Consider the following 18,657-nt stretch of genomic DNA (forward strand, 5'->3'; position numbering starts at 1 on the left):
GCCGGTTTTTTTGCCCGCCGCCGGAGCCTTTCCCCATGCCCATCCATGAGATCCGCCACCCGCTGATCCGTCATAAACTTGGCCTTATGCGCCGCGCAGACATCAGCACGAAGAATTTCCGTGAGCTCGCTCAGGAAGTCGGCGCCTTGCTGACCTATGAAGCCACCAAAGACCTGCCGCTGGAATCCTACGATATCGAAGGCTGGTGCGGCACTGTGTCGGTCGAGAAAATCGCCGGCAAGAAAATCACCGTAGTGCCGATCCTGCGTGCCGGTATCGGCATGCTCGAAGGCGTACTGAGCCTGATCCCGGGCGCCAAAGTCAGCGCCGTCGGCGTGGCCCGCAACGAGGAAACTCTCGAAGCCCACACCTACCTCGAGAAGCTGGTGCCGGAAATCGACGAACGCCTGGCCATGATCATCGACCCGATGCTCGCCACCGGCGGCTCGATGGTTGCCACCATCGACCTGCTGAAAAAGGCCGGCTGTCGCGACATCCGCGCCATGGTGCTGGTTGCCGCGCCAGAAGGCATCGCTGTGGTAGAGAAAGCTCACCCGGACGTGATCATCTACACCGCGTCCATTGATCAAAAACTGAACGAGCACGGTTACATCATCCCAGGGCTGGGCGATGCCGGTGACAAGATCTTCGGCACCAAGCAGAAGGACGCGTGACCATGCAGCAAGAGTTCAACGATCCGCTCTGGCGCACGGTGCTGTCGGGTGCACAGATGCTGTTCGTGGCCTTCGGCGCCCTGGTGTTGATGCCGCTGATTACCGGTCTCGACCCGAACGTGGCGCTGTTCACGGCCGGCCTGGGGACGATCCTGTTCCAGATCGTCACCGGGCGTCAGGTGCCGGTGTTCCTGGCATCGAGCTTTGCCTTTATCACCCCGATCATTCTCGCCAAGGGCCAGTTCGGCCTGGCCGCGACCATGGGCGGCGTGATGGCGGCAGGTTTCGTCTACACCTTCCTCGGCCTCGCGGTGAAGATCAAAGGCACCGGGTTCATCGACCGCCTGCTGCCGCCTGTGGTGATCGGTCCGGTGATCATTTCGATCGGCCTGGCCATGGCGCCGATTGCCGCCAACATGGCCATGGGCAAGGCCGGCGACGGCAGCGAATTGATCCATTACCAGACGGCGATGCTGATTTCGATGCCCGCGTTGCTGACCACCCTGATCGTCGCGGTATTCGGCAAGGGCATCTTCCGCCTGGTACCGATCATCTCCGGCGTGTTGGTCGGCTTCGGCATGGCGTTTTACTTCGGCGTGGTCGACACGGCGAAGATTGCCGCTGCACCCTGGTTCGCCATCCCGCACTTCACCGCGCCGGAATTCAACTGGCAGGCGATTCTGTTCATCGTTCCGGTGGCCCTGGCCCCGGCCATCGAACACATCGGCGGCGTGATTGCCGTGGGTAGCGTGACCGGTCGCGATTACCTGAAGAAACCCGGCCTGCACCGCACCCTGCTCGGCGACGGCATTGCCACCACGGCGGCCGGTCTGTTCGGCGGCCCGCCCAACACCACCTACGCCGAAGTGACCGGCGCGGTGATGCTGACCAAGAACTACAACCCGAAAATCATGACCTGGGCGGCGATCTTCGCCATCAGCCTGGCGTTCATCGGCAAGTTCGGCGCACTGCTGCAAAGCATTCCGGTACCGGTGATGGGTGGGATTCTGTGCCTATTGTTCGGTTCGATTGCGGCGGTGGGGATGAACACGCTGATCCGCCACAAGATCGATCTGGCCGAGGCGCGCAATCTGGTGATTGTGTCGGTGACCCTGGTGTTCGGGATCGGCGGCGTGCTGATCGGCACCGGCACCGGGCCGGACGATTTCGGCCTCAAGGGCATCGCGCTGTGCGCGGTGGTGGCGATTGGCTTGAACCTGATCCTGCCAGGCAATGACAGCTGGAAGCACAAGAAGGCGAATGAGCCGCTGATCTAACGGCTTGAGATACTTGTAGTCTGCCAGATAGCCATCGCGAGCAAGCTCGCTCCCACAATTTGGAATGCATTTCCCTGTGGGGGCGGACTTGCTCGCGAAGCTTTTAAAGCGCCAACGGCGCGCGCTCGCACAACACACTCAACGCCCTCGCCCAATGCGGATCATCGTTGAGGCACGGCACCAGCACCAGATCCTCTCCCCCCGCTGCGCGGAATTGCTCCTTGCCGCGATCACCGATCTCTTCCAGGGTCTCGATGCAATCGGCAACGAACGCCGGGCACATCACCAGAATCTTTTTCACCCCGCTTTTGGCCAATTCATCGAGGCGCGCTTCGGTGTAGGGTTCGATCCATTTGGCGCGCCCCAGACGCGACTGGAACGACACCGACCACTTGCCCTCCGGCAACCCCATGCGCTTGGCAAACTCTGCCGCCGTACGCAGGCACTGGCCGCGATAACAGGTGGCGACCACCTCCGGCGGCGCCCCGGCGCAGCAATCACCGCCACCCTGAAAGCTGTGTCCGGGGTTGAGTTTCTTCAGATGCCGTTCCGGCAAGCCGTGAAAGCTCATCAACAAGTGATCGAAATCCTGCTCCAGATAGGGCCTGGTCGTGGCCACCAGCGCATCGAGGTATTCCGGTTGATCGTAGAACGGTTGCAGCACCGACAACTGCAGGTCGAGGTTTTTCTCGCGCACCACACGTTTGGCTTGCGCGATGACCGTGGTCGTGGTGCTGTCGGCGAACTGTGGATAAAGCGGTGCCAGCGTGATTCGCTTGTGCCCCGCGGCGGCCATGCGCACCAGCGTCGATTCAATCGACGGCTCGCCGTAGCGCATCGCCAGTTCGACCGGGCCGTGCTGCCATTGACGGGTCATGGCTTGTTGCAGGCGGCGGCTGAGCACCACCAGCGGCGAGCCCTCGTCCCACCAGATCGAGGCATAAGCATGGGCCGACTGCTCGGGACGCTTGATCAGGATCAGCGACACCAGCAGGCGTCGAACCGGCCATGGCAGGTCGATCACGTACGGGTCCATCAGAAATTGATTGAGGTAGCTGCGCACATCCGCCACCGAGGTGGAGGCGGGTGAACCCAGGTTGACCAGAAGCAACGCGTGATCGGTCATGCAACGTCCTATTTCAAAGGCGACCGGACAGATCGTCCAGAGCCGCGCGCAAATCCGTGAACTTAAAAGTGAAACCCGTCTGTAACAAACGCACCGGAGTGGCGCGCTGGCCGCCTAGCAACAGTAAGGACAACTCGCCCAACCCCACCTTCAATGCAAAGGCCGGCATCGGCATGAACGCCGGGCGATGCAGTACGCCACCCAGCGCCGTGGCAAACTCGCGGTTGCGCACCGGTTTGGGCGCGCACGCATTATAGGGACCGCGGGCCTCGTTGCGATGCAGAAGAAAATCAATCAGGGCGATTTGATCGTCGATATGAATCCACGGCATCCACTGCCGGCCGTTGCCGATCGGCCCTCCCAAGCCCAGTTTGAACGGCAGTAACAGCCGCGACAAAAAGCCGCCCTCCGCCGACAGCACCAACCCGGTGCGAATGAGGATGACGCGAATGCCCAGCGTTTCAGCCCGCAGTGCAGTCTCTTCCCAGGCAATGCACAACTGGCTGGCGAAATCTTCGCTGACCGGCCCCGAGTCCTCGGTCAGTTCGCGCTCGCCACCGTCGCCATACCAGCCGACAGCCGAACCGGAAATCAAGGCCCGTGGTTTCTGCTCGCGACTTTCGAGCCACGCCAGCAAGGTTTCGGTGAGGGTGATGCGGCTGCTCCACAACAAGGCTTTACGTTTGTGCGTCCAGGGCCGCTCGGCAATCGGCGCTCCGGCCAGATTGACGATCGCATCGATCTGCTCCTGCCCCAGATCCTCCAGCCGGGCAACTCCACGCACTTGGGCACCACATATTTTCGCGACTTTTTCAGGCTTGCGACTCCAGACTGTCAGGCGATGTCCCTGGCCCAACCAGTGCCGGCAGAGCTGACGTCCTATCAAACCAGTACCGCCGGTCAGCAATATGTGCATGACTTCTTCCTCGCGTGGCGTTTTACCTTGTCCATTAGTCTATTTTTATAAGCAGGGATCTTTGGTATCGAGCAGGCTCTATGTTTAACAATAGGCCAAGCTGTCAGAACGAGAACGCTAAAAGTTATACCAATAAACAACATTGTACAGGTTTGAACCCCGGCGTAGTCTGTACAGAAAGGTAAACGAGGCCCCTATGACTGTACCTATCGCAATCATCGGCACCGGCATTGCCGGACTCTCCGCCGCCCAGGCCCTGACTGACCTCGGGCATGTGGTTCAACTGTTCGATAAAAGCCGCGGCAGTGGCGGACGCATGTCGAGCAAGCGCAGCGATGCGGGTGCTCTGGACATGGGCGCGCAGTATTTCACCGCGCGTGACCGGCGTTTTGTCAACGAAGTCCAGCGCTGGCAAGCCAAGGGCTGGGTCGCCGAGTGGACGCCGCAGCTGTACACCTACCACGGCGGCCAGCTCAACCTGTCGCCGGACGAGCAGACCCGCTGGGTCGGCACGCCGCGCATGAGCGCCATCACCCGCGCCCTGCTCGGTGACCTTGAAGTGCATTTCGCCTGCCGGATCACCGAGGTCTATCGCGGTGAAGAACACTGGCACCTGCAGGACGCCGAGGGCTTCACCCACGGACCGTTCAGCCATGTGGTCATCGCCACGCCGGCCCCACAGGCCACGGCTCTGCTGGCATCAGCGCCGAAACTCGCCGGGGCCGCCGCCGGGGTGAAAATGGACCCGACCTGGGCCATCGCCCTGGCCTTCGAAACGCCGCTGGAAACGCCAATGGAAGGCTGCTTCGTCCAGGACAGCCCCCTCGACTGGCTGGCCCGCAACCGCAGCAAACCCGGGCGCGATAACACCCTCGACACCTGGGTGCTGCACGCCACCAGCGCCTGGAGTCGCCAGCACATTGACCTGTCCAAGGAAGCGGTGATCGAACAACTGCATGGCGCCTTCGCCGAACTGCTGCACGATTCCATGCCCGCGCCGAGCTTCAGCCTCGCCCACCGCTGGCTCTACGCCCGCCCCGCCAGCAGTCACGAATGGGGTACCCTGGCCGACGCCGACCTGGGGCTGTACGCCTGTGGCGACTGGTGCCTGTCCGGACGCGTCGAAGGGGCCTGGCTCAGCGGTCAGGAAGCCGCCCGCCGCTTGCATGAGCACCTGCAGTAAAGAGCATCAATCCGAGCAAATCGCTGCTGTCGCCATGGACAGCAGCCCGCCAAAAACTTATACACAACATTTGACTTGTACAACTTCGAATCTATGATGAAGTTATCTTGTACAGACTCGACCGTCTGCACAGGTTCAGATTCGAGGTGCTCCGATGTCCCATGCCCCCGCCAAACAGAAAATCGCCATCAACGCCTGTCTGCTGCATCCGGACTTGCCGGTGGAGGAAGACGGCCGGCTCAACGATCCGGTGCTGCGGGAAAACTTCCTCACCCGCGTATTCGCCTACAGCGCCTGGCAGCAGCTGTGCCAGGAGGGCCTGACCCGGCGCGGTCTCACGGATTTTCACTCGCGCTACAAATACCTGCTGATGGCCCACAACCCGGTGCAATACAAAACCCTGGGCCACCTGCTGGGCAACATGGGCCAGACCGATCCGCAGGAACTTGGTCCCCGCTATTTCAGCGAATTGATGTCGGCGCTGAAAAAATGCGCCACCCGCCGGACTCACACCAACGTCCTGCAACACCTCAGTGGCTACCTGAAACAGGCCATCAGCCACGAAGACAGGCAGGAAGTGCAGCACGTGATCAGCCAGTACCGCCTGGGTATCGTGCCGCTGGTGGTGCCGCTGACGCTGCTCAAACATCACTTTCGCCAACACCCCGATCCGTACATCGCACAGCAGGTTTATCTGCAACCGCACCCGGAAAACCTCAGCCTGCGAAACGCCATCTGATGAAAAAAGCACTCGACACCAGCGCCCGCGAAGACCTCGGCGATGACTTTAAAAAGGCGTTGGACGAAGGCTGGTTGCCGATCCGTGAGGTGGCGCGGCAAACCGGGGTCAATGCCGTGACCTTGCGCGCCTGGGAGCGGCGTTACGGTCTGATCGTGCCGCTCCGTACACCCAAGGGGCATCGGTTGTTCTCGGCCGACCATGTACAACGCATCCAGACCATCCTCACCTGGCTCAACCGTGGCGTTGCCGTCAGCCAGGTCAAGCCATTGCTCGACACGCCACAAGCCTTCAGCGAGTCCGTCGACAACGATTGGCACGCCTTGCTGCAAACGTTGCTGCAGGCGGTCAGCGGATTGCAGGAACGCGCCCTGGACGACAGCGTCAATCAGGCGATGGCGCTGTATCCGCCGCAAACCCTGTGCGAGCAATTGCTGATGCCCTTGCTGGCCGCTCTGGAACAACGCTGGCAAGGCCAGTTCGGGGCGCAGATGGAGCGGGGCTTTTTTTGTGCCTGGCTACGCAGCAAATTCGGCGCACGCATCTACCATAACAATCGTCAGTTGCGCACCGCGCCGCTGCTGCTGATCAACCACTCGGACCTGCCCATGGAGCCGCACCTTTGGCTAACGGCCTGGCTGATCAGCAGCGCGGACTGCCCGGTGGAGGTCTTCGACTGGCCGCTGCCTGTCGGGGAACTGGCATTGGCGATCGAACTACTGCAACCCCGTGGGGTTCTGCTGTACTCAAGCAAAGCCCTGAATCTGGCGCAGCTGCCGAAACTTTTCAAAGGCGTCAGTTGCCCAAAAATGATTGCCGGACCAACGGTATGCATCCACCACGCCGAGTTGTCCGAAAGTACTACCGAGATCGCTGATTTGTACCTGGCCGAAGATCCGTTGTCGGCACATCAGGCACTCGTTCAGCGCGGGCTGATTTAAATGAATAGCGTGGATACCAAAATGCAATTGATCTGGCTGCGCAGCGACTTGCGCCTACATGACAACACCGCCCTATCGGCTGCCGCAGCTCGCGGCCCGTGCGTGGCGGTGTATCTGCTGAGTCCGGAACAATGGCTGGAACACGACGATGCGCCCTGCAAAGTAGACTTCTGGCTGCGCAACCTGCGCGAGTTGAGCCGTGAACTGGGTCAACTGAACATTCCCCTGCTGATCCGCCAGGCATCCCGCTGGGATGACGCGCCAAGCGTATTGCTGAACCTGTGCCGAGAGTGGCAGGTCGACGCGCTGTATCTCAACGAAGAGTACGGCATCCACGAGTCTCGTCGCGATGCAGCGGTCGCCCGGACACTGCAGGCCGAAGGCATCGAAGTTCACTGCTACCTCGATCAATTGCTGTTCAAGCCCGGGAGCGTACTGACCCGGACCGGCACTTACTTTCAGGTCTTCAGCCAGTTCCGCAAAGTCTGCTACGAACAACTGCACCACTCGCTACCCAGCCTGGTCCGCGCACTACACAAACAAGCGCCGCTGAACATTGCCAGCGATGCGATCCCCGCAAGTATCGAGGGTTTCGCAACACCCGATGACAACCTGCGCAGCCTGTGGCCGGCTGGCGAATCCGAAGCCCGGCATCGCCTCGACCGTTTTGCCGATGCGCAGATCGATCACTATCAAAGCGAACGGGATTTCCCGGCAAAACCCGGCACCAGTCAGCTCTCGTCCTATCTAGCCGCCGGGGTGATCTCTCCCCGCCAATGCCTGCACGCCGCCTTGAACAGCAATCAGGGTGAGTTCGAAAGCGGCAAGACCGGCGCCGTCACCTGGATCAGCGAACTGCTGTGGCGCGAGTTCTACAAACACATTCTGGTGGGCTACCCACGGGTTTCCCGGCACCGCGCGTTTCGTCCGGAAACCGAAGCACTGGCCTGGCGCGATGCCCCCGAAGAACTGGCCGCCTGGCAACAGGCGCGCACCGGCTTGCCGATCATCGACGCCGCCATGCGCCAACTGCTGGCAACCGGCTGGATGCACAACCGCCTGCGCATGGTGGTGGCGATGTTCCTGAGCAAAAACCTGTTGATCGACTGGCGCGAAGGCGAACGCTTTTTCATGCGTCACCTGATCGATGGCGACCTGGCGGCGAACAATGGTGGCTGGCAGTGGAGCTCCTCCACCGGCACGGACTCGGCGCCTTACTTCCGGATTTTCAACCCGCTGAGCCAGTCGGAAAAATTCGACCCCGAAGGCGTGTTCATCAAGCAATGGCTGCCGGAACTGGCCAGGCTGAATAAAAAAGACGTGCACAACCCCGCCAATCTCGGCGGCCTTTTCGGTGTTGTGGATTACCCCTCACCGATCGTCGACTTGAGTGCTTCCCGTACGCGTGCGTTGACGGCATTCAAAAACCTGCCCTCGCGGCAATACGCCGCCGTTGGGTCATGAATTACCGCCACCGGGATTACTTCGATGCCGGGGCTTTGCATTATGAACATTTACCCGTATTGGGCCGGGCAATTACCTGGCTGAAAAGGAGATTGGGATGAGTCATACACTCGCACGACGATACTGGCTGACAGGCGCCAGCAGCGGCATCGGTGCCGCCCTGGCCGAAGAAATCCTGAAAACCGGTGCGCACCTGGCCGTCAGTTCGCGCACCGTGGCACCACTGAAAGACTTGTCGCTACGTTATCCGGGACAGGTACTGGTGGTCGCCGGGGACCTGACCAACAGCCAGACCGTGCGCGAGATCGGCGAGCAGATTGCCGAGGACTGGGGCTCGCTGGACACCGTGATACTCAACGCAGGCACCAGCGAGTACGTGGATGCCAAGCAGTTCGATGCGTCGATTGTCGAGCATGTGATACGCACTAATCTGCTGGCCTGCAGCTACTGCATCGATGCCGCCCTGCCTTTGCTGCGGGCCGGCATCGCACCGCATATGGTAGCCATGGCCAGCACGGTGACTTACCTGCCGCTGCCCAAGGCAGAAGCCTACGGCGCCTCGAAGGCCGGGCTGCGTTACCTGTTCGAATCCCTGCGCATCGACCTGGCTCCGGAAGGTATAGAACTCACGGTGATCAGCCCCGGGTTTGTCGAAACGGCGCTGACGGCGAAAAACGAATTTCCCATGCCCTTGAGCTGGCCGGTGGAGAAAGCCGCGCGGCACATCTTCGAAAAACTCAAGGAGCGCCCGCTGGAAATCGCTTTCCCGGCAGCGTTCATGGCCGCCCTCTGGCCGCTCTCCAAACGGCCGGACCGAGTGAAACTGGAGATCGGCAAACGCATGGTGCGCAGCCAGCCACCGATAAAGGATTAATCGTGAAAAGCGTCATCATCGGCAGCGGTATCCCGGACGTTTCGATACTAGAGCGTCCGTCAGACCTTTCACACAGCTCCCGGTGACTGACTTACACTGCGCGCCATGAAAACCATCCCCCATACGCAAATCGTGGAACCCGCGGTCACCTGCTCGACCTGCGCAGCCTGCTGCTGCCAGCTCGAAGTCATGCTGATCACCGATACGGGTGTGCCTGAACGGTTCATCGACACCGATGACTGGGGCGGGGAAGTGATGCTGCGCCTGGACGACGGCTGGTGTGCCGCGCTGGATCGCAACACGATGATGTGCACCATCTACGAAAAACGCCCGCTGATCTGCCGGGAGTTCGAGATGGGCGCACCGGAGTGCATCGACGAACGCCAGGGGATTTCGACGGCGTATCGCTAGTTTGAAGTTGTCCGAATGCCAATGTGGGAGCGGGCTTGCTCGCGAAAGCGTCAGGTCAGTCGATTACAGTGTCGACTGATCCACTGCTTTCGCGAGCAAGCCCGCTCCCACATTGGTGTGTATTAAGCAGTTACAACGGCAACGTGTAATGCAGCGAGTAGCTCTCTACACCGTCGTTGGAACTGGCGAGCCCGGCGTTGGAATAATGCGTCGCACGGATCCCGACTTCATGGCCGCCGTTGAAGCGCAGGCCAAAACCGAACCGGTCTTCAAACTGGAAGGCACTGCCGATGTTGTTGTCTTCGAGTCGGGTATTGGAGAACACCGCCACGCCAATGCCTGCTTCAACGTACGGCTTGACGTTCTGACCGGCAAATTCGTAAACGAACACCGGGGAGAACGACAGGCTGTTATTGCTGGAAGTCTTGTCGCCTTCCCAGTAGGTGTAGGCGCCGCTCCAATAACCGGTCACGCGACCGACGTCACTCTGCCACCAGCTCTGGTCCCAATCGAATTGCATGCCCAGTCGATACGTCATGGTCGAATCGCTGGTCTGACCAACCGCGAACTCCACACCTGCCGCCTGCGCGGTAAAAGTGTGCCCCATTAGTGCGGCCGCAATCGCGGCCAAGCAGAATAGTCGCTTCACTAGAAACATCCTTTTGCGAACGATTTCGTATGGTTTTTTTGTTGCCAAGCCCTGAAAAAAAATAGAAGTCAGCGATTTATCAGAAGTTCACCCCGACTCTTCGTATTCCCCCCGGACAGCCTTCTACCTGTTGAAGCTTCGCACAACGCCAGCGGTATTCCACAGTATCGGCAAGATATTTCTGAAATGAAGCGGATCGGCGCTGGTCCAGAACTGCGCTTCGCGGGCAGGCCCTTCGGCGAGCAGCTCGCCTTCGGCCAGCAGCCGCTGAAGCTGGCGCGCGACGGCGGCGCCGGTGTCGATCAGGCTGATGTCCTCGGGGATCATCTGCCGCAGCATCGGCTTGAGAAAGGGGTAATGGGTGCAGCCGAGAATCAGGGTGTCGGCGCCGGCGGCCAGCAGTGGCTCGACATACCTGGCCAACAACTGACGCAGCTCGGGGCTGCGCAGGTCGCCGTTTTCAATCAGCTCCACCAGCCCGGGACAGGGCTGGGTAATCACTTTCACGTCCGTGGCGAAGCGGTCGAGCAATGCGGCGAACTTGGCGCTCTGCAAGGTACCAGTGGTGGCCAGCACCCCCACCACGCCGGAACGGGTTGCGGCGGCGGCCGGTTTGACCGCCGGCTCCATGCCGACGATGGGCCATTCAGGATAGTCGCGACGCAAGTCGGCGACGCCGGCCACCGTCGCCGTGTTGCACGCCAGCACCAAGGCCTTGGCGCCCTGCTGCCGAAAGAATTCAGCCATCACGCTGCAACGCTGTTGGATAAACTGCGGGGTTTTCTCACCGTAGGGAACATTCCCGCAGTCGGCGACGTACAGCAGAGACTCATTGGGCAGCAAACGCTGGATCTCGGCCAGTACCGAGAGCCCGCCGACACCGGAGTCGAACACGCCAATCGGCGCTTCACGCATGTTTCGACCCACAGACACTGCAACCCGGATCGCGCTTGACCCGCAACTCACGGAAGCGTGTGCCCAAGGCATCGATCAGCAGCAGGCGCCCCACCAGCGGCTCACCGAATCCGGCCAACAACTTCAGCGCTTCGAGGGCTTGCAGACTGCCGACCAGCCCCACCAGCGGACCGACTACACCGGCCTCGCTACAGGTCAATTCGGCTTCGCTGCCGTGCCCGTATAAACAGTGGTAGCACGGACTCTCCGGCCGACGCGGATCGAACACCGACAGTTGCCCTTCGAGGCGAATCGCCGCGCCGCTGACCAGCGGTTTGCCGGCCGCCACGCAAGCAGCATTGACCGCTTCACGGGTGGAAAAATTGTCAGAGCAATCGAGGACCAGATCCACCCCAGCCACCACGGCGGCCAGGGAATCCTCATCCAGCGCTGCACGATGGGCGATCAACTGGATCTCGGGATTGATTGCGGTCAGGCGCTTGATTGCCGAATCGACCTTGGTCATGCCGACGCTGTCGGTGTCGTGAATGATCTGGCGTTGCAGGTTGGTCAGGTCGACCGTGTCGAAGTCCGCCAGGTGCAACTCGCCAACGCCGGCGGCCGCCAGATACAGCGCCACTGGCGCGCCAAGGCCGCCAAGACCGACGATCAATACGCGGCTCTCCTTGAGCCTCAACTGGCCGTCGATATCGATGTGTTGCAGCAGAATCTGCCGACTGTAGCGCAGCAATTCCTGATCATTTAGCACGGCAGGCGCCCCAGACTGATGCGTTGATGACCGCCCAGATCAGTGCGGCTGTGGACTTCTTCAAAACCCCGGGTCAGCAGCAAATCGCGAACCGCCTCGGCCTGATCGTAACCGTGTTCGAGCATCAACCAGCCACCCGCTTCAAGGTGATCCGGCGCCTGGGCGACGATCAGACGCAGATCGTCGAGCCCGTCGATACCCGCCACCAAAGCGCTGGCCGGCTCAAAGCGCACATCGCCCTCGACCAGATGCGGATCGGTCGCTGCGATGTAGGGCGGATTGCTGATGATCAGTTGAAAACGCTGACCTTCCAGGGCGCTGAACCAATGGCTGCTCATTACCTTGGCGTTGTTCAGATGCAGGCGCTGGCGATTGCGCTCGGCCAGGGCCACGGCTTCCAGCACGCGATCCACGGCAGTGACGTTCCACGCCGGACGCTCGCTGGCCAGGGCCAGGGCAATCGCGCCGCTGCCGGTGCCGAGGTCGAGCACCTTGGCCGGTGTAGCCGGTAACAGTTCCAGCGCGGCTTCCACCAGCAGCTCGGTGTCGGGGCGCGGGATCAACGTGTGCGGTGCCACTTCCAGGTCCAGCTTCCAGAAACCCTGCTGGCCGAGGATATAGGCCACCGGCTCACCGCTGCGGCGGCGCTGCAAATATTCGGCGAACGTCAGCGCCGCTTCGCTCGACACGATGCGCTCCGGCCAGGTGTGCAGGAAACTGCGGGACTTGCCCAAGGCCGCAGCCAGCAGCAATTCGGCATCCAGACGCGCCGTCGGCGAGTCGGGCAAATCGGCGGCGCGCAACAAACTGGCAATGATCGTCATTTACTCACCTATCGCTGCCAGTTGATCGGCCTGGTACTCGGCCAGCAACGGCTCGATCACCGCCTCGACGCCGCCGGCGAGGATCTCGTCGAGGGAATACAAGGTCAGGTTGACTCGATGATCAGTGACCCGGCCCTGGGCAAAATTATAGGTGCGGATGCGCTCGGAACGGTCGCCGGAGCCGACCAGCAACTTGCGTTCACTGGCGATGGCATTGGCCGCAGCGGAGGTCTGCTGATCGTTCAACTTGGCCGACAACCAGGACATCGCCCGGGCGCGGTTCTTGTGCTGCGAACGTTCTTCCTGGCACTCGACCACGATGCCGGACGGCAAGTGCGTGATACGGATCGCCGAGTCGGTCTTGTTGACGTGCTGACCACCGGCGCCTGAGGAGCGATAGGTATCGACGCGCAGGTCGGCCGGGTTGATCTCGATGGCTTCCTGTTCGTCCGGCTCGGGCAATACCGCCACGGTGCAGGCCGACGTGTGGATGCGGCCCTGGGATTCGGTCGCCGGCACCCGCTGCACGCGGTGCGCACCGGATTCGAATTTCAGCTTGCCGTAGACGTTGTCTCCCTCGACCCGGGCAATCACCTCTTTATAGCCGCCGTGTTCACCCTCGTTTTCCGAGAGGATCTCCACCCGCCAGCCACGACGCTCGGCGTAACGCGAATACATGCGGAACAGGTCGCCGGAGAAAATCGCCGCCTCGTCGCCGCCGGTACCGGCACGGATTTCCAGGAACACGTTGCGCCCGTCGTTCGGGTCCTTGGGCAGCAGCATGCGCTGCAGGTCGGCTTCAAGCGTGACCAGGCGTTCCTTGGCCTCGCGGACTTCTTCCACGGCCATTTCACGCATGTCCGGGTCGCTGTCCTTGAGCAGTGCCTGGGCGCCTTCGAGGTCGTCCTGCACTTTCAGCAGTTCTTTATAGACGCCCACGATCGGTTCGACTTCCGCGTACTCCTTGGAATAGGTGCGGAACTTGTTCTGATCGGAAATGACCTCGCCGTCGCCCAGCAGGGCGGTCAATTCCTCGAAACGGTCCTGGAGGATATCCAGCTTATTGAGCAGTGACGCTTTCATTGCGGTTTTTTATCCGAAAAGCTATCCGATGAGCCCTCACCGAGGGCAAAGAGTTCCTGGGCCATCGCCAACGCATCCAGGCGACCTTCGGCAGAGAGCTTTTTCAACTGCACGCTCGGTGCGTGCAACAGTTTGTTGGTCAGCCCGCGGGCCAGTTGCACCAGCACCTCTTCGGCACTGGTGCCGTTGGCCAGCATGCGCTGGGCCTTTTGCAATTCTTCGTCGCGCAGGCGTTCGCTCTGTTGACGATAGGCCTTGAGCACGTCCACCGCCGCCAACTCGCGCAGGCGGACCATGAAATCTTCGGCACCGATCGAAACCATCTCTTCGGCGGCCTGGGCTGCGCCCTGACGACTCTTGAGGTTCTCGGCGACCACTTCGTGGAGATCGTCGACGCTATAGAGGTAAACGTCGTCCAACTCGCCGACTTCTGGCTCGATGTCACGCGGAACGGCGATATCCACCATGAAGATCGGTTTGTGCTTGCGCAGTTTCAAGGCGCTTTCCACGGCACCCTTGCCCAGAATCGGCAACTGACTGGCAGTGGAACTGATGACGATATCGCTGCGCACCAGCTCTGCCGGAATATCCGACAGCAACACCGCATGGGCGCCGAACTGCTCGGCCAGGATGCTCGCGCGCTCCAGGGTACGGTTGGCGACCACAATGCGTTTTACACCCAGGTCATGCAGATGGCGGGCGACCAGGGTGATGGTCTCGCCGGCGCCGATTAACAAGGCCTGGCTGCGTTGCAGATCGCTGAAAATCTGCTTGGCCAGGCTCACCGCGGCAAACGCCACCGACACCGGGTTCTCACCGATGGCCGTGTCGGTGCGCACCTGCTTGGCCGCGTTGAACGTGGCCTGGAACAGCCGCCCGAGCAATGGCCCAATGGTGCCGGCCTCGCGAGCCACGGCATAGGCCGATTTCATCTGGCCGAGAATCTGCGGTTCGCCCAACACCAGCGAGTCGAGCCCGGAAGCGACCCGCATCATGTGACGAACTGCCGCATCATCTTCATGCACATAGGCGCTTTCACGCAGCTCGTCGTAGCTCAAATGATGATATTCGGCCAGCCAGCGCAGCACGATGTCCGCCGACAGGTGATCCTGTTCTATATAGAGTTCACTGCGATTGCAGGTGGAGAGGATCGCAGCTTCGCGGCTGTCGGTGAGTCGGCAGAGCTGCTGCAAGGCCTCAACCAGCTGCTCAGGGGTAAAAGCCACGCGCTCGCGGACGTCTACTGAAGCAGTCTTGTGGTTAATACCGAGTGCAAGGAAGGCCATTCAAAGTCGCTGATGGTGACGTGAAGCCGACAATTGTCCTACTTCGACGGAATCAGAACAACTACTCGATATCTATCGCGCCAGTAGACGACGCCCACGTTGCGAGCAGTTCTCGTTTACACATAATCCCTGTAGGAGCTGGCTTGCCAGCGATGAGCTGACTGGCGCCGCGTCTTTCCTGTAAAAACGCGTCATCGTTAGCGACCATCGCAGGCAAGCCAGCGCCTACAGGGACTGTGTTCATGCGAAAATGCCGGGCCGGTTATGTTTGGCCGAAAGCTTGTGTCATGATGATCCGACCGCAGGTTAGTCGTCCTCTTCCTATATGAATAGATCTTCCGCGTTGCTCCTCGCTTTTGTCTTCCTCAGCGGCTGCCAGGCCTTGGCACCCGTTTCACCGGACGGTACGTCGCCGGTTGAAGACAGCACCCCGGCCCCTCAAAAGCCCAAGGTCTACAGCTCATTCAGCGAGGAAACCATCTTCAGCCTGTTGAGCGCCGAACTGGCTGGCCAGCGCAATCGTTTCGACATTGCCTTGGACAACTATGTGACCCAGGCCATCAACACCCAGGATCCGGGCATCTCCGAGCGGGCATTTCGTATCGCCGAATATCTGGGCGCCGATCAGGCAGCCCTGGATACCGCGCTGATCTGGGCCAAAAACGCCCCCAACGACCTCGAAGCGCAACGCGCCGCCGCCGTGCAACTGGCACGCGCCGGGCGTTATGACGACTCCATGGTCTATATGGAGAAAGTCCTGCAAGGCAAGGGCGACACCCATTTCGATTTCCTTGCGCTGTCCGCGGCCGACACCGACCAGGACACCCGCAACGGCTTGATGAAAAGCTTCGACCGTTTGCTGCAACGCCATCCGGACAACGGCCAGCTGATTTTCGGCAAGGCCTTGCTGATGCAACAGGATGGCGATCCCAAAGGTGCATTGAAGCTGCTGGAAGACAATCCGCCTGAAGACGGCGAAATCGCGCCGATCCTGCTGCGCGCGCGGCTGTTGCAAACCCTGAATCGCGGTGACGAAGCCTTGCCGCTGCTGCAAAAAAGCATCAAGAAATACCCGGACGACAAGCGCCTGCGCCTGACTTACGCGCGAATGCTGGTTGAACAGGACCGCATGGACGACGCCAAGGCCGAGTTCTCGAGCCTGGTTCAGCAATACCCGGAAGACGACGAACTGCGTTACTCCCTGGCACTGGTCTGCCTGGAAGCCAAGGCCTGGAATGAGGCCAAGGGTTATCTTGAAGACCTGATCGCCCGGGAAAGCCACGTCGACTCGGCACACCTGAACCTCGGCCGCATCGCCGAAGAACAAAACGACCCGCAAGGCGCGCTGATCGAATACGCCAAGGTTGGCCCGGGCAGCGACTTCCTGCCGGCGCAATTGCGTCAGGCCGACATCCTGATAGACAACGGCAGGACCGCCGAAGCGCAAAGAAAACTGGCGGCAGAGCGCGACGAGCAGCCGGATTACGCGATCCAGTTGTACCTCATCGAAGCCGAAACCCTGTCCGCCAACAATCAGGGCGACAAGGCCTGGAACGTTCTGCAACAAGCCTTGCAGCAATATCCGGACGATTTGAACCTGCTCTACACCCGCGCCATGCAGGCGGAAAAACGCAATGACCTGGCGCAGATGGAAAAAGACCTGCGCACGATCATCAAGCGCGACCCGGACAATGCCATGGCGTTGAACGCCCTCGGCTACACCCTGTCCGACCGCACCACGCGCTACGCCGAAGCCAAGGCCCTGATCGAACAGGCGCACCAGATCAGTCCGGAAGACCCGGCGGTACTCGACAGCCTTGGCTGGGTGAATTACCGCATGGGCAATCTCGACGAAGCCGAGCGCCTGCTGCGCCAGGCCCTGGATCGATTCCCCGATCAGGAAGTCGCCGCTCACCTGGGCGAAGTCCTGTGGGCCAATGGCAAGCAGCGTGAAGCCAAACAAGTCTGGGGCAAGTTCCTCAAGGAACAACCCGACAGCCCGACCCTGCGCGGTACCATCAAACGCCTGACCGGATCAGAGACTCTTTAAGATTATGTTTTTGCGCCATTTCATCGTTTTCAGTTTTATCGCCCTGCTCGCCGGTTGCGCGGGCCTGGGTCCCCGCGAATCGGTCGAGGGTCGTGGCAACGCAGCCCAATGGCGCGAGCACAAACAGCAACTGACCGGCCTCGATGGCTGGCAGATCGACGGCAAGATCGGCATCCGTGCCCCGAAAGACTCGGGCAGCGGCACGCTGTTCTGGTTGCAGCGCCAGGATTACTACGACATTCGCCTGTCCGGACCACTGGGCCGCGGCGCGGCTCGCCTGACCGGACGTCCGGGCAAGGTGTCGCTGGAAGTCGCCAACCAGGGACGCTACGACGCGCCGAACCCGGAAGTGCTGCTCGAAGAACAGTTGGGCTGGAAATTGCCGGTGTCCAACCTGGCCTGGTGGGTGCGCGGGCTCCCGGCTCCGGACAGCAAAAGCCGTCTGACGCTGGATGGCGACAGTCGTTTGGCCAGTCTCGAACAGGACGGTTGGCAGGTCGAATACACCGAATACACCCAACTGAACGGTTACTGGCTGCCCGAACGGATCAAACTGCATGGCACTGACCTGGATGTCACGCTGGTGATCAAGGCTTGGCAACCGCGCAAATTGGGGCAGTGAAATGCCAGCCAATCGCCTGACTTTACCCTCGCCGGCCAAACTCAATTTGATGCTGCACATTCTGGGTCGCCGTGAAGACGGCTACCACGAACTGCAAACGATGTTTCAATTTCTCGATTACGGCGACGAAATCACCTATGCCCTGCGCGATGACGGTGTCATTCAGCTGCATACCGAATTCCCGGGCGTCCCCCACGACAGCAATCTGATCGTCAAGGCCGCCAGAAAACTTCAGGAGCAATCCGCTTGCTCGCTGGGCGTCGACATCTGGATCGAAAAAATCCTGCCCATGGGCGGCGGCATTGGCGGCGGCAGCTCGAATGCCGCAACGACTTTGCTCGGTCTCAATCATCTGTGGCAACTGGGTTGGGATGAAGATCGCCTGGCTGGCCTGGGGTTGACGCTGGGCGCCGACGTCCCGGTTTTCGTACGTGGCCACGCGGCTTTTGCCGAGGGCGTGGGGGAGAAACTGACCCCTGTAGACCCGGAAGAACCGTGGTATCTCGTGCTGGTGCCGCAAGTCTCTGTAAGTACGGCAGAAATTTTTTCAGATCCGTTGTTGACACGTAACACTCCTCCCATTAAAGTGCGCCCCGTTCCCAAGGGAAACAGTCGTAATGACTGCTTGCCGGTGGTAACAAGGCGTTATCCAGAGGTACGTAACGCTTTGAATTTGTTAGGTAAATTTACCGAAGCAAAACTCACCGGAACTGGAAGTTGTGTGTTTGGGGGCTTCCCAAGCAAAGCTGAAGCTGATAAAGTCTCGGCCCTTCTTACAGAGACCCTTACAGGGTTTGTAGCAAAAGGAAGCAACGTTTCGATGTTGCATCGCAAGCTGCAAAGTCTGCTCTAAAGGAACCGATTACCGGGTAATC

At 60.5% G+C, this 18,657-nt stretch carries 18 protein-coding genes and 2 pseudogenes; 12 read left to right on the forward strand and 8 right to left on the reverse strand.

The features are described from left to right. Positions 1 to 35: 35 nt before the first annotated feature. Both upp and AC3ITY_RS27805 read left to right on the forward strand, forming a co-directional pair. Complete coding sequence (gene upp, locus AC3ITY_RS27800) at positions 36 to 674, forward strand: uracil phosphoribosyltransferase (protein ID WP_489306152.1); 639 nt, start codon at positions 36 to 38, stop codon at positions 672 to 674. A 2-nt stretch (positions 675 to 676) separates the two neighbouring features. Then, a complete protein-coding gene (locus AC3ITY_RS27805; RefSeq protein ID WP_489306154.1) occupies positions 677 to 1,951 on the forward strand; it encodes a uracil-xanthine permease family protein in 1,275 nt (424 codons plus the stop codon). 103 nt (positions 1,952 to 2,054) lie between these two features. Here AC3ITY_RS27805 and hemH read toward each other — a convergent pair whose 3' ends face one another. Both hemH and AC3ITY_RS27815 read right to left on the reverse strand, forming a co-directional pair. Beyond that, positions 2,055 to 3,077, reverse strand: coding sequence for a ferrochelatase (gene hemH / locus AC3ITY_RS27810; RefSeq protein ID WP_489306155.1), 1,023 nt, complete (start codon positions 3,075 to 3,077; stop codon positions 2,055 to 2,057). A gap of 13 nt (positions 3,078 to 3,090) precedes the next feature. Further along, on the reverse strand, positions 3,091 to 3,993 hold the full coding sequence (locus tag AC3ITY_RS27815) for a TIGR01777 family oxidoreductase (RefSeq protein ID WP_489306157.1): 903 nt from the start codon (positions 3,991 to 3,993) through the stop codon (positions 3,091 to 3,093). A 196-nt stretch (positions 3,994 to 4,189) separates the two neighbouring features. On the opposite strand from AC3ITY_RS27815, the gene AC3ITY_RS27820 reads away from it, so the two are divergent. From AC3ITY_RS27820 to AC3ITY_RS27850, 7 genes and pseudogenes are all read left to right on the forward strand, one after another. Further along, on the forward strand, positions 4,190 to 5,176 hold the full coding sequence (locus AC3ITY_RS27820) for an NAD(P)/FAD-dependent oxidoreductase (protein WP_057713325.1): 987 nt from the start codon (positions 4,190 to 4,192) through the stop codon (positions 5,174 to 5,176). A 196-nt stretch (positions 5,177 to 5,372) separates the two neighbouring features. Further along, positions 5,373 to 5,915, forward strand: a pseudogene (locus tag AC3ITY_RS27825) (YbgA family protein); the annotation flags it as partial. Then, the gene (locus AC3ITY_RS27830) at positions 5,915 to 6,856 is read left to right on the forward strand and encodes a MerR family transcriptional regulator (protein WP_489306158.1); all 942 of its coding nucleotides are present in this window, start codon (positions 5,915 to 5,917) and stop codon (positions 6,854 to 6,856) included. The pseudogene AC3ITY_RS27825 and the gene AC3ITY_RS27830, both read left to right, overlap by 1 nt. Before the next feature lie 21 nt (positions 6,857 to 6,877). Further along, entirely contained in the window at positions 6,878 to 8,320 is a 1,443-nt protein-coding gene (gene phrB / locus AC3ITY_RS27835; protein WP_489306160.1) for a deoxyribodipyrimidine photo-lyase, read from the forward strand. A 2-nt stretch (positions 8,321 to 8,322) separates the two neighbouring features. Continuing rightward, positions 8,323 to 8,421: pseudogene (locus AC3ITY_RS27840) on the forward strand (nuclear transport factor 2 family protein); the annotation flags it as partial. Next, positions 8,418 to 9,194 carry an SDR family NAD(P)-dependent oxidoreductase gene (locus AC3ITY_RS27845; protein ID WP_489306161.1) on the forward strand — a complete coding sequence of 259 codons (777 nt, stop codon included), beginning with the start codon at positions 8,418 to 8,420 and terminating at the stop codon, positions 9,192 to 9,194. The pseudogene AC3ITY_RS27840 and the gene AC3ITY_RS27845, both read left to right, overlap by 4 nt. Before the next feature lie 105 nt (positions 9,195 to 9,299). Beyond that, complete coding sequence (locus AC3ITY_RS27850; protein ID WP_489306162.1) at positions 9,300 to 9,605, forward strand: YkgJ family cysteine cluster protein; 306 nt, start codon at positions 9,300 to 9,302, stop codon at positions 9,603 to 9,605. A gap of 130 nt (positions 9,606 to 9,735) precedes the next feature. Here AC3ITY_RS27850 and AC3ITY_RS27855 read toward each other — a convergent pair whose 3' ends face one another. From AC3ITY_RS27855 to hemA, 6 genes are all read right to left on the reverse strand, one after another. Continuing rightward, positions 9,736 to 10,254, reverse strand: coding sequence for an acyloxyacyl hydrolase (locus AC3ITY_RS27855; RefSeq protein ID WP_223454734.1), 519 nt, complete (start codon positions 10,252 to 10,254; stop codon positions 9,736 to 9,738). A 123-nt stretch (positions 10,255 to 10,377) separates the two neighbouring features. Further along, complete coding sequence (gene murI / locus AC3ITY_RS27860; protein WP_489306164.1) at positions 10,378 to 11,169, reverse strand: glutamate racemase; 792 nt, start codon at positions 11,167 to 11,169, stop codon at positions 10,378 to 10,380. Next, positions 11,162 to 11,917, reverse strand: a complete 756-nt coding sequence (locus AC3ITY_RS27865; protein ID WP_489306166.1) for a molybdopterin-synthase adenylyltransferase MoeB — start codon at positions 11,915 to 11,917, stop codon at positions 11,162 to 11,164. The genes murI and AC3ITY_RS27865 overlap by 8 nt, the downstream gene beginning before the upstream one ends. Next, complete coding sequence (gene prmC, locus AC3ITY_RS27870) at positions 11,911 to 12,741, reverse strand: peptide chain release factor N(5)-glutamine methyltransferase (protein WP_489306167.1); 831 nt, start codon at positions 12,739 to 12,741, stop codon at positions 11,911 to 11,913. Before prmC ends, AC3ITY_RS27865 begins: the two co-directional genes overlap by 7 nt. Continuing rightward, positions 12,742 to 13,824 carry a peptide chain release factor 1 gene (gene prfA, locus AC3ITY_RS27875; protein ID WP_223461123.1) on the reverse strand — a complete coding sequence of 361 codons (1,083 nt, stop codon included), beginning with the start codon at positions 13,822 to 13,824 and terminating at the stop codon, positions 12,742 to 12,744. Continuing rightward, complete coding sequence (gene hemA, locus AC3ITY_RS27880; protein WP_347908988.1) at positions 13,821 to 15,110, reverse strand: glutamyl-tRNA reductase; 1,290 nt, start codon at positions 15,108 to 15,110, stop codon at positions 13,821 to 13,823. The genes prfA and hemA overlap by 4 nt, the downstream gene beginning before the upstream one ends. A gap of 325 nt (positions 15,111 to 15,435) precedes the next feature. Here hemA and AC3ITY_RS27885 point away from each other — a divergent pair, with 325 nt between their 5' ends. Genes AC3ITY_RS27885 through ispE form a run of 3 tightly spaced genes read left to right on the forward strand, consistent with a single transcriptional unit; the run spans position 15,436 to position 18,635 of the window. Further along, positions 15,436 to 17,160 carry a tetratricopeptide repeat protein gene (locus AC3ITY_RS27885; RefSeq protein WP_489306169.1) on the forward strand — a complete coding sequence of 575 codons (1,725 nt, stop codon included), beginning with the start codon at positions 15,436 to 15,438 and terminating at the stop codon, positions 17,158 to 17,160. 4 nt (positions 17,161 to 17,164) lie between these two features. Continuing rightward, entirely contained in the window at positions 17,165 to 17,782 is a 618-nt protein-coding gene (gene lolB / locus AC3ITY_RS27890; protein ID WP_489306170.1) for a lipoprotein insertase outer membrane protein LolB, read from the forward strand. Between the two features lies 1 nt (position 17,783). Beyond that, a complete protein-coding gene (gene ispE, locus AC3ITY_RS27895; protein ID WP_223533242.1) occupies positions 17,784 to 18,635 on the forward strand; it encodes a 4-(cytidine 5'-diphospho)-2-C-methyl-D-erythritol kinase in 852 nt (283 codons plus the stop codon). The last annotated feature ends 22 nt before the right edge of the window (positions 18,636 to 18,657 follow it).

Source organism: Pseudomonas sp. GL_091, from assembly GCF_057837725.1.

Excerpts from the sequence above, each read along its gene's own strand:
- upp (WP_489306152.1), top strand. The coding sequence starts at position 36 with ATGCCCATCCATGAGATCCGCCACCCGCTGATCCGTCATAAACTTGGC.
- AC3ITY_RS27805 (WP_489306154.1), top strand. The coding sequence starts at position 677 with ATGCAGCAAGAGTTCAACGATCCGCTCTGGCGCACGGTGCTGTCGGGT.
- hemH (WP_489306155.1), bottom strand. The coding sequence starts at position 3,077 with ATGACCGATCACGCGTTGCTTCTGGTCAACCTGGGTTCACCCGCCTCC.
- AC3ITY_RS27815 (WP_489306157.1), bottom strand. The coding sequence starts at position 3,993 with ATGCACATATTGCTGACCGGCGGTACTGGTTTGATAGGACGTCAGCTC.
- AC3ITY_RS27820 (WP_057713325.1), top strand. The coding sequence starts at position 4,190 with ATGACTGTACCTATCGCAATCATCGGCACCGGCATTGCCGGACTCTCC.
- AC3ITY_RS27830 (WP_489306158.1), top strand. The coding sequence starts at position 5,915 with ATGAAAAAAGCACTCGACACCAGCGCCCGCGAAGACCTCGGCGATGAC.
- phrB (WP_489306160.1), top strand. The coding sequence starts at position 6,878 with ATGCAATTGATCTGGCTGCGCAGCGACTTGCGCCTACATGACAACACC.
- AC3ITY_RS27845 (WP_489306161.1), top strand. The coding sequence starts at position 8,418 with ATGAGTCATACACTCGCACGACGATACTGGCTGACAGGCGCCAGCAGC.
- AC3ITY_RS27850 (WP_489306162.1), top strand. The coding sequence starts at position 9,300 with ATGAAAACCATCCCCCATACGCAAATCGTGGAACCCGCGGTCACCTGC.
- murI (WP_489306164.1), bottom strand. The coding sequence starts at position 11,169 with ATGCGTGAAGCGCCGATTGGCGTGTTCGACTCCGGTGTCGGCGGGCTC.
- prmC (WP_489306167.1), bottom strand. The coding sequence starts at position 12,741 with ATGACGATCATTGCCAGTTTGTTGCGCGCCGCCGATTTGCCCGACTCG.
- prfA (WP_223461123.1), bottom strand. The coding sequence starts at position 13,824 with ATGAAAGCGTCACTGCTCAATAAGCTGGATATCCTCCAGGACCGTTTC.
- hemA (WP_347908988.1), bottom strand. The coding sequence starts at position 15,110 with ATGGCCTTCCTTGCACTCGGTATTAACCACAAGACTGCTTCAGTAGAC.
- AC3ITY_RS27885 (WP_489306169.1), top strand. The coding sequence starts at position 15,436 with ATGAATAGATCTTCCGCGTTGCTCCTCGCTTTTGTCTTCCTCAGCGGC.
- lolB (WP_489306170.1), top strand. The coding sequence starts at position 17,165 with ATGTTTTTGCGCCATTTCATCGTTTTCAGTTTTATCGCCCTGCTCGCC.
- ispE (WP_223533242.1), top strand. The coding sequence starts at position 17,784 with ATGCCAGCCAATCGCCTGACTTTACCCTCGCCGGCCAAACTCAATTTG.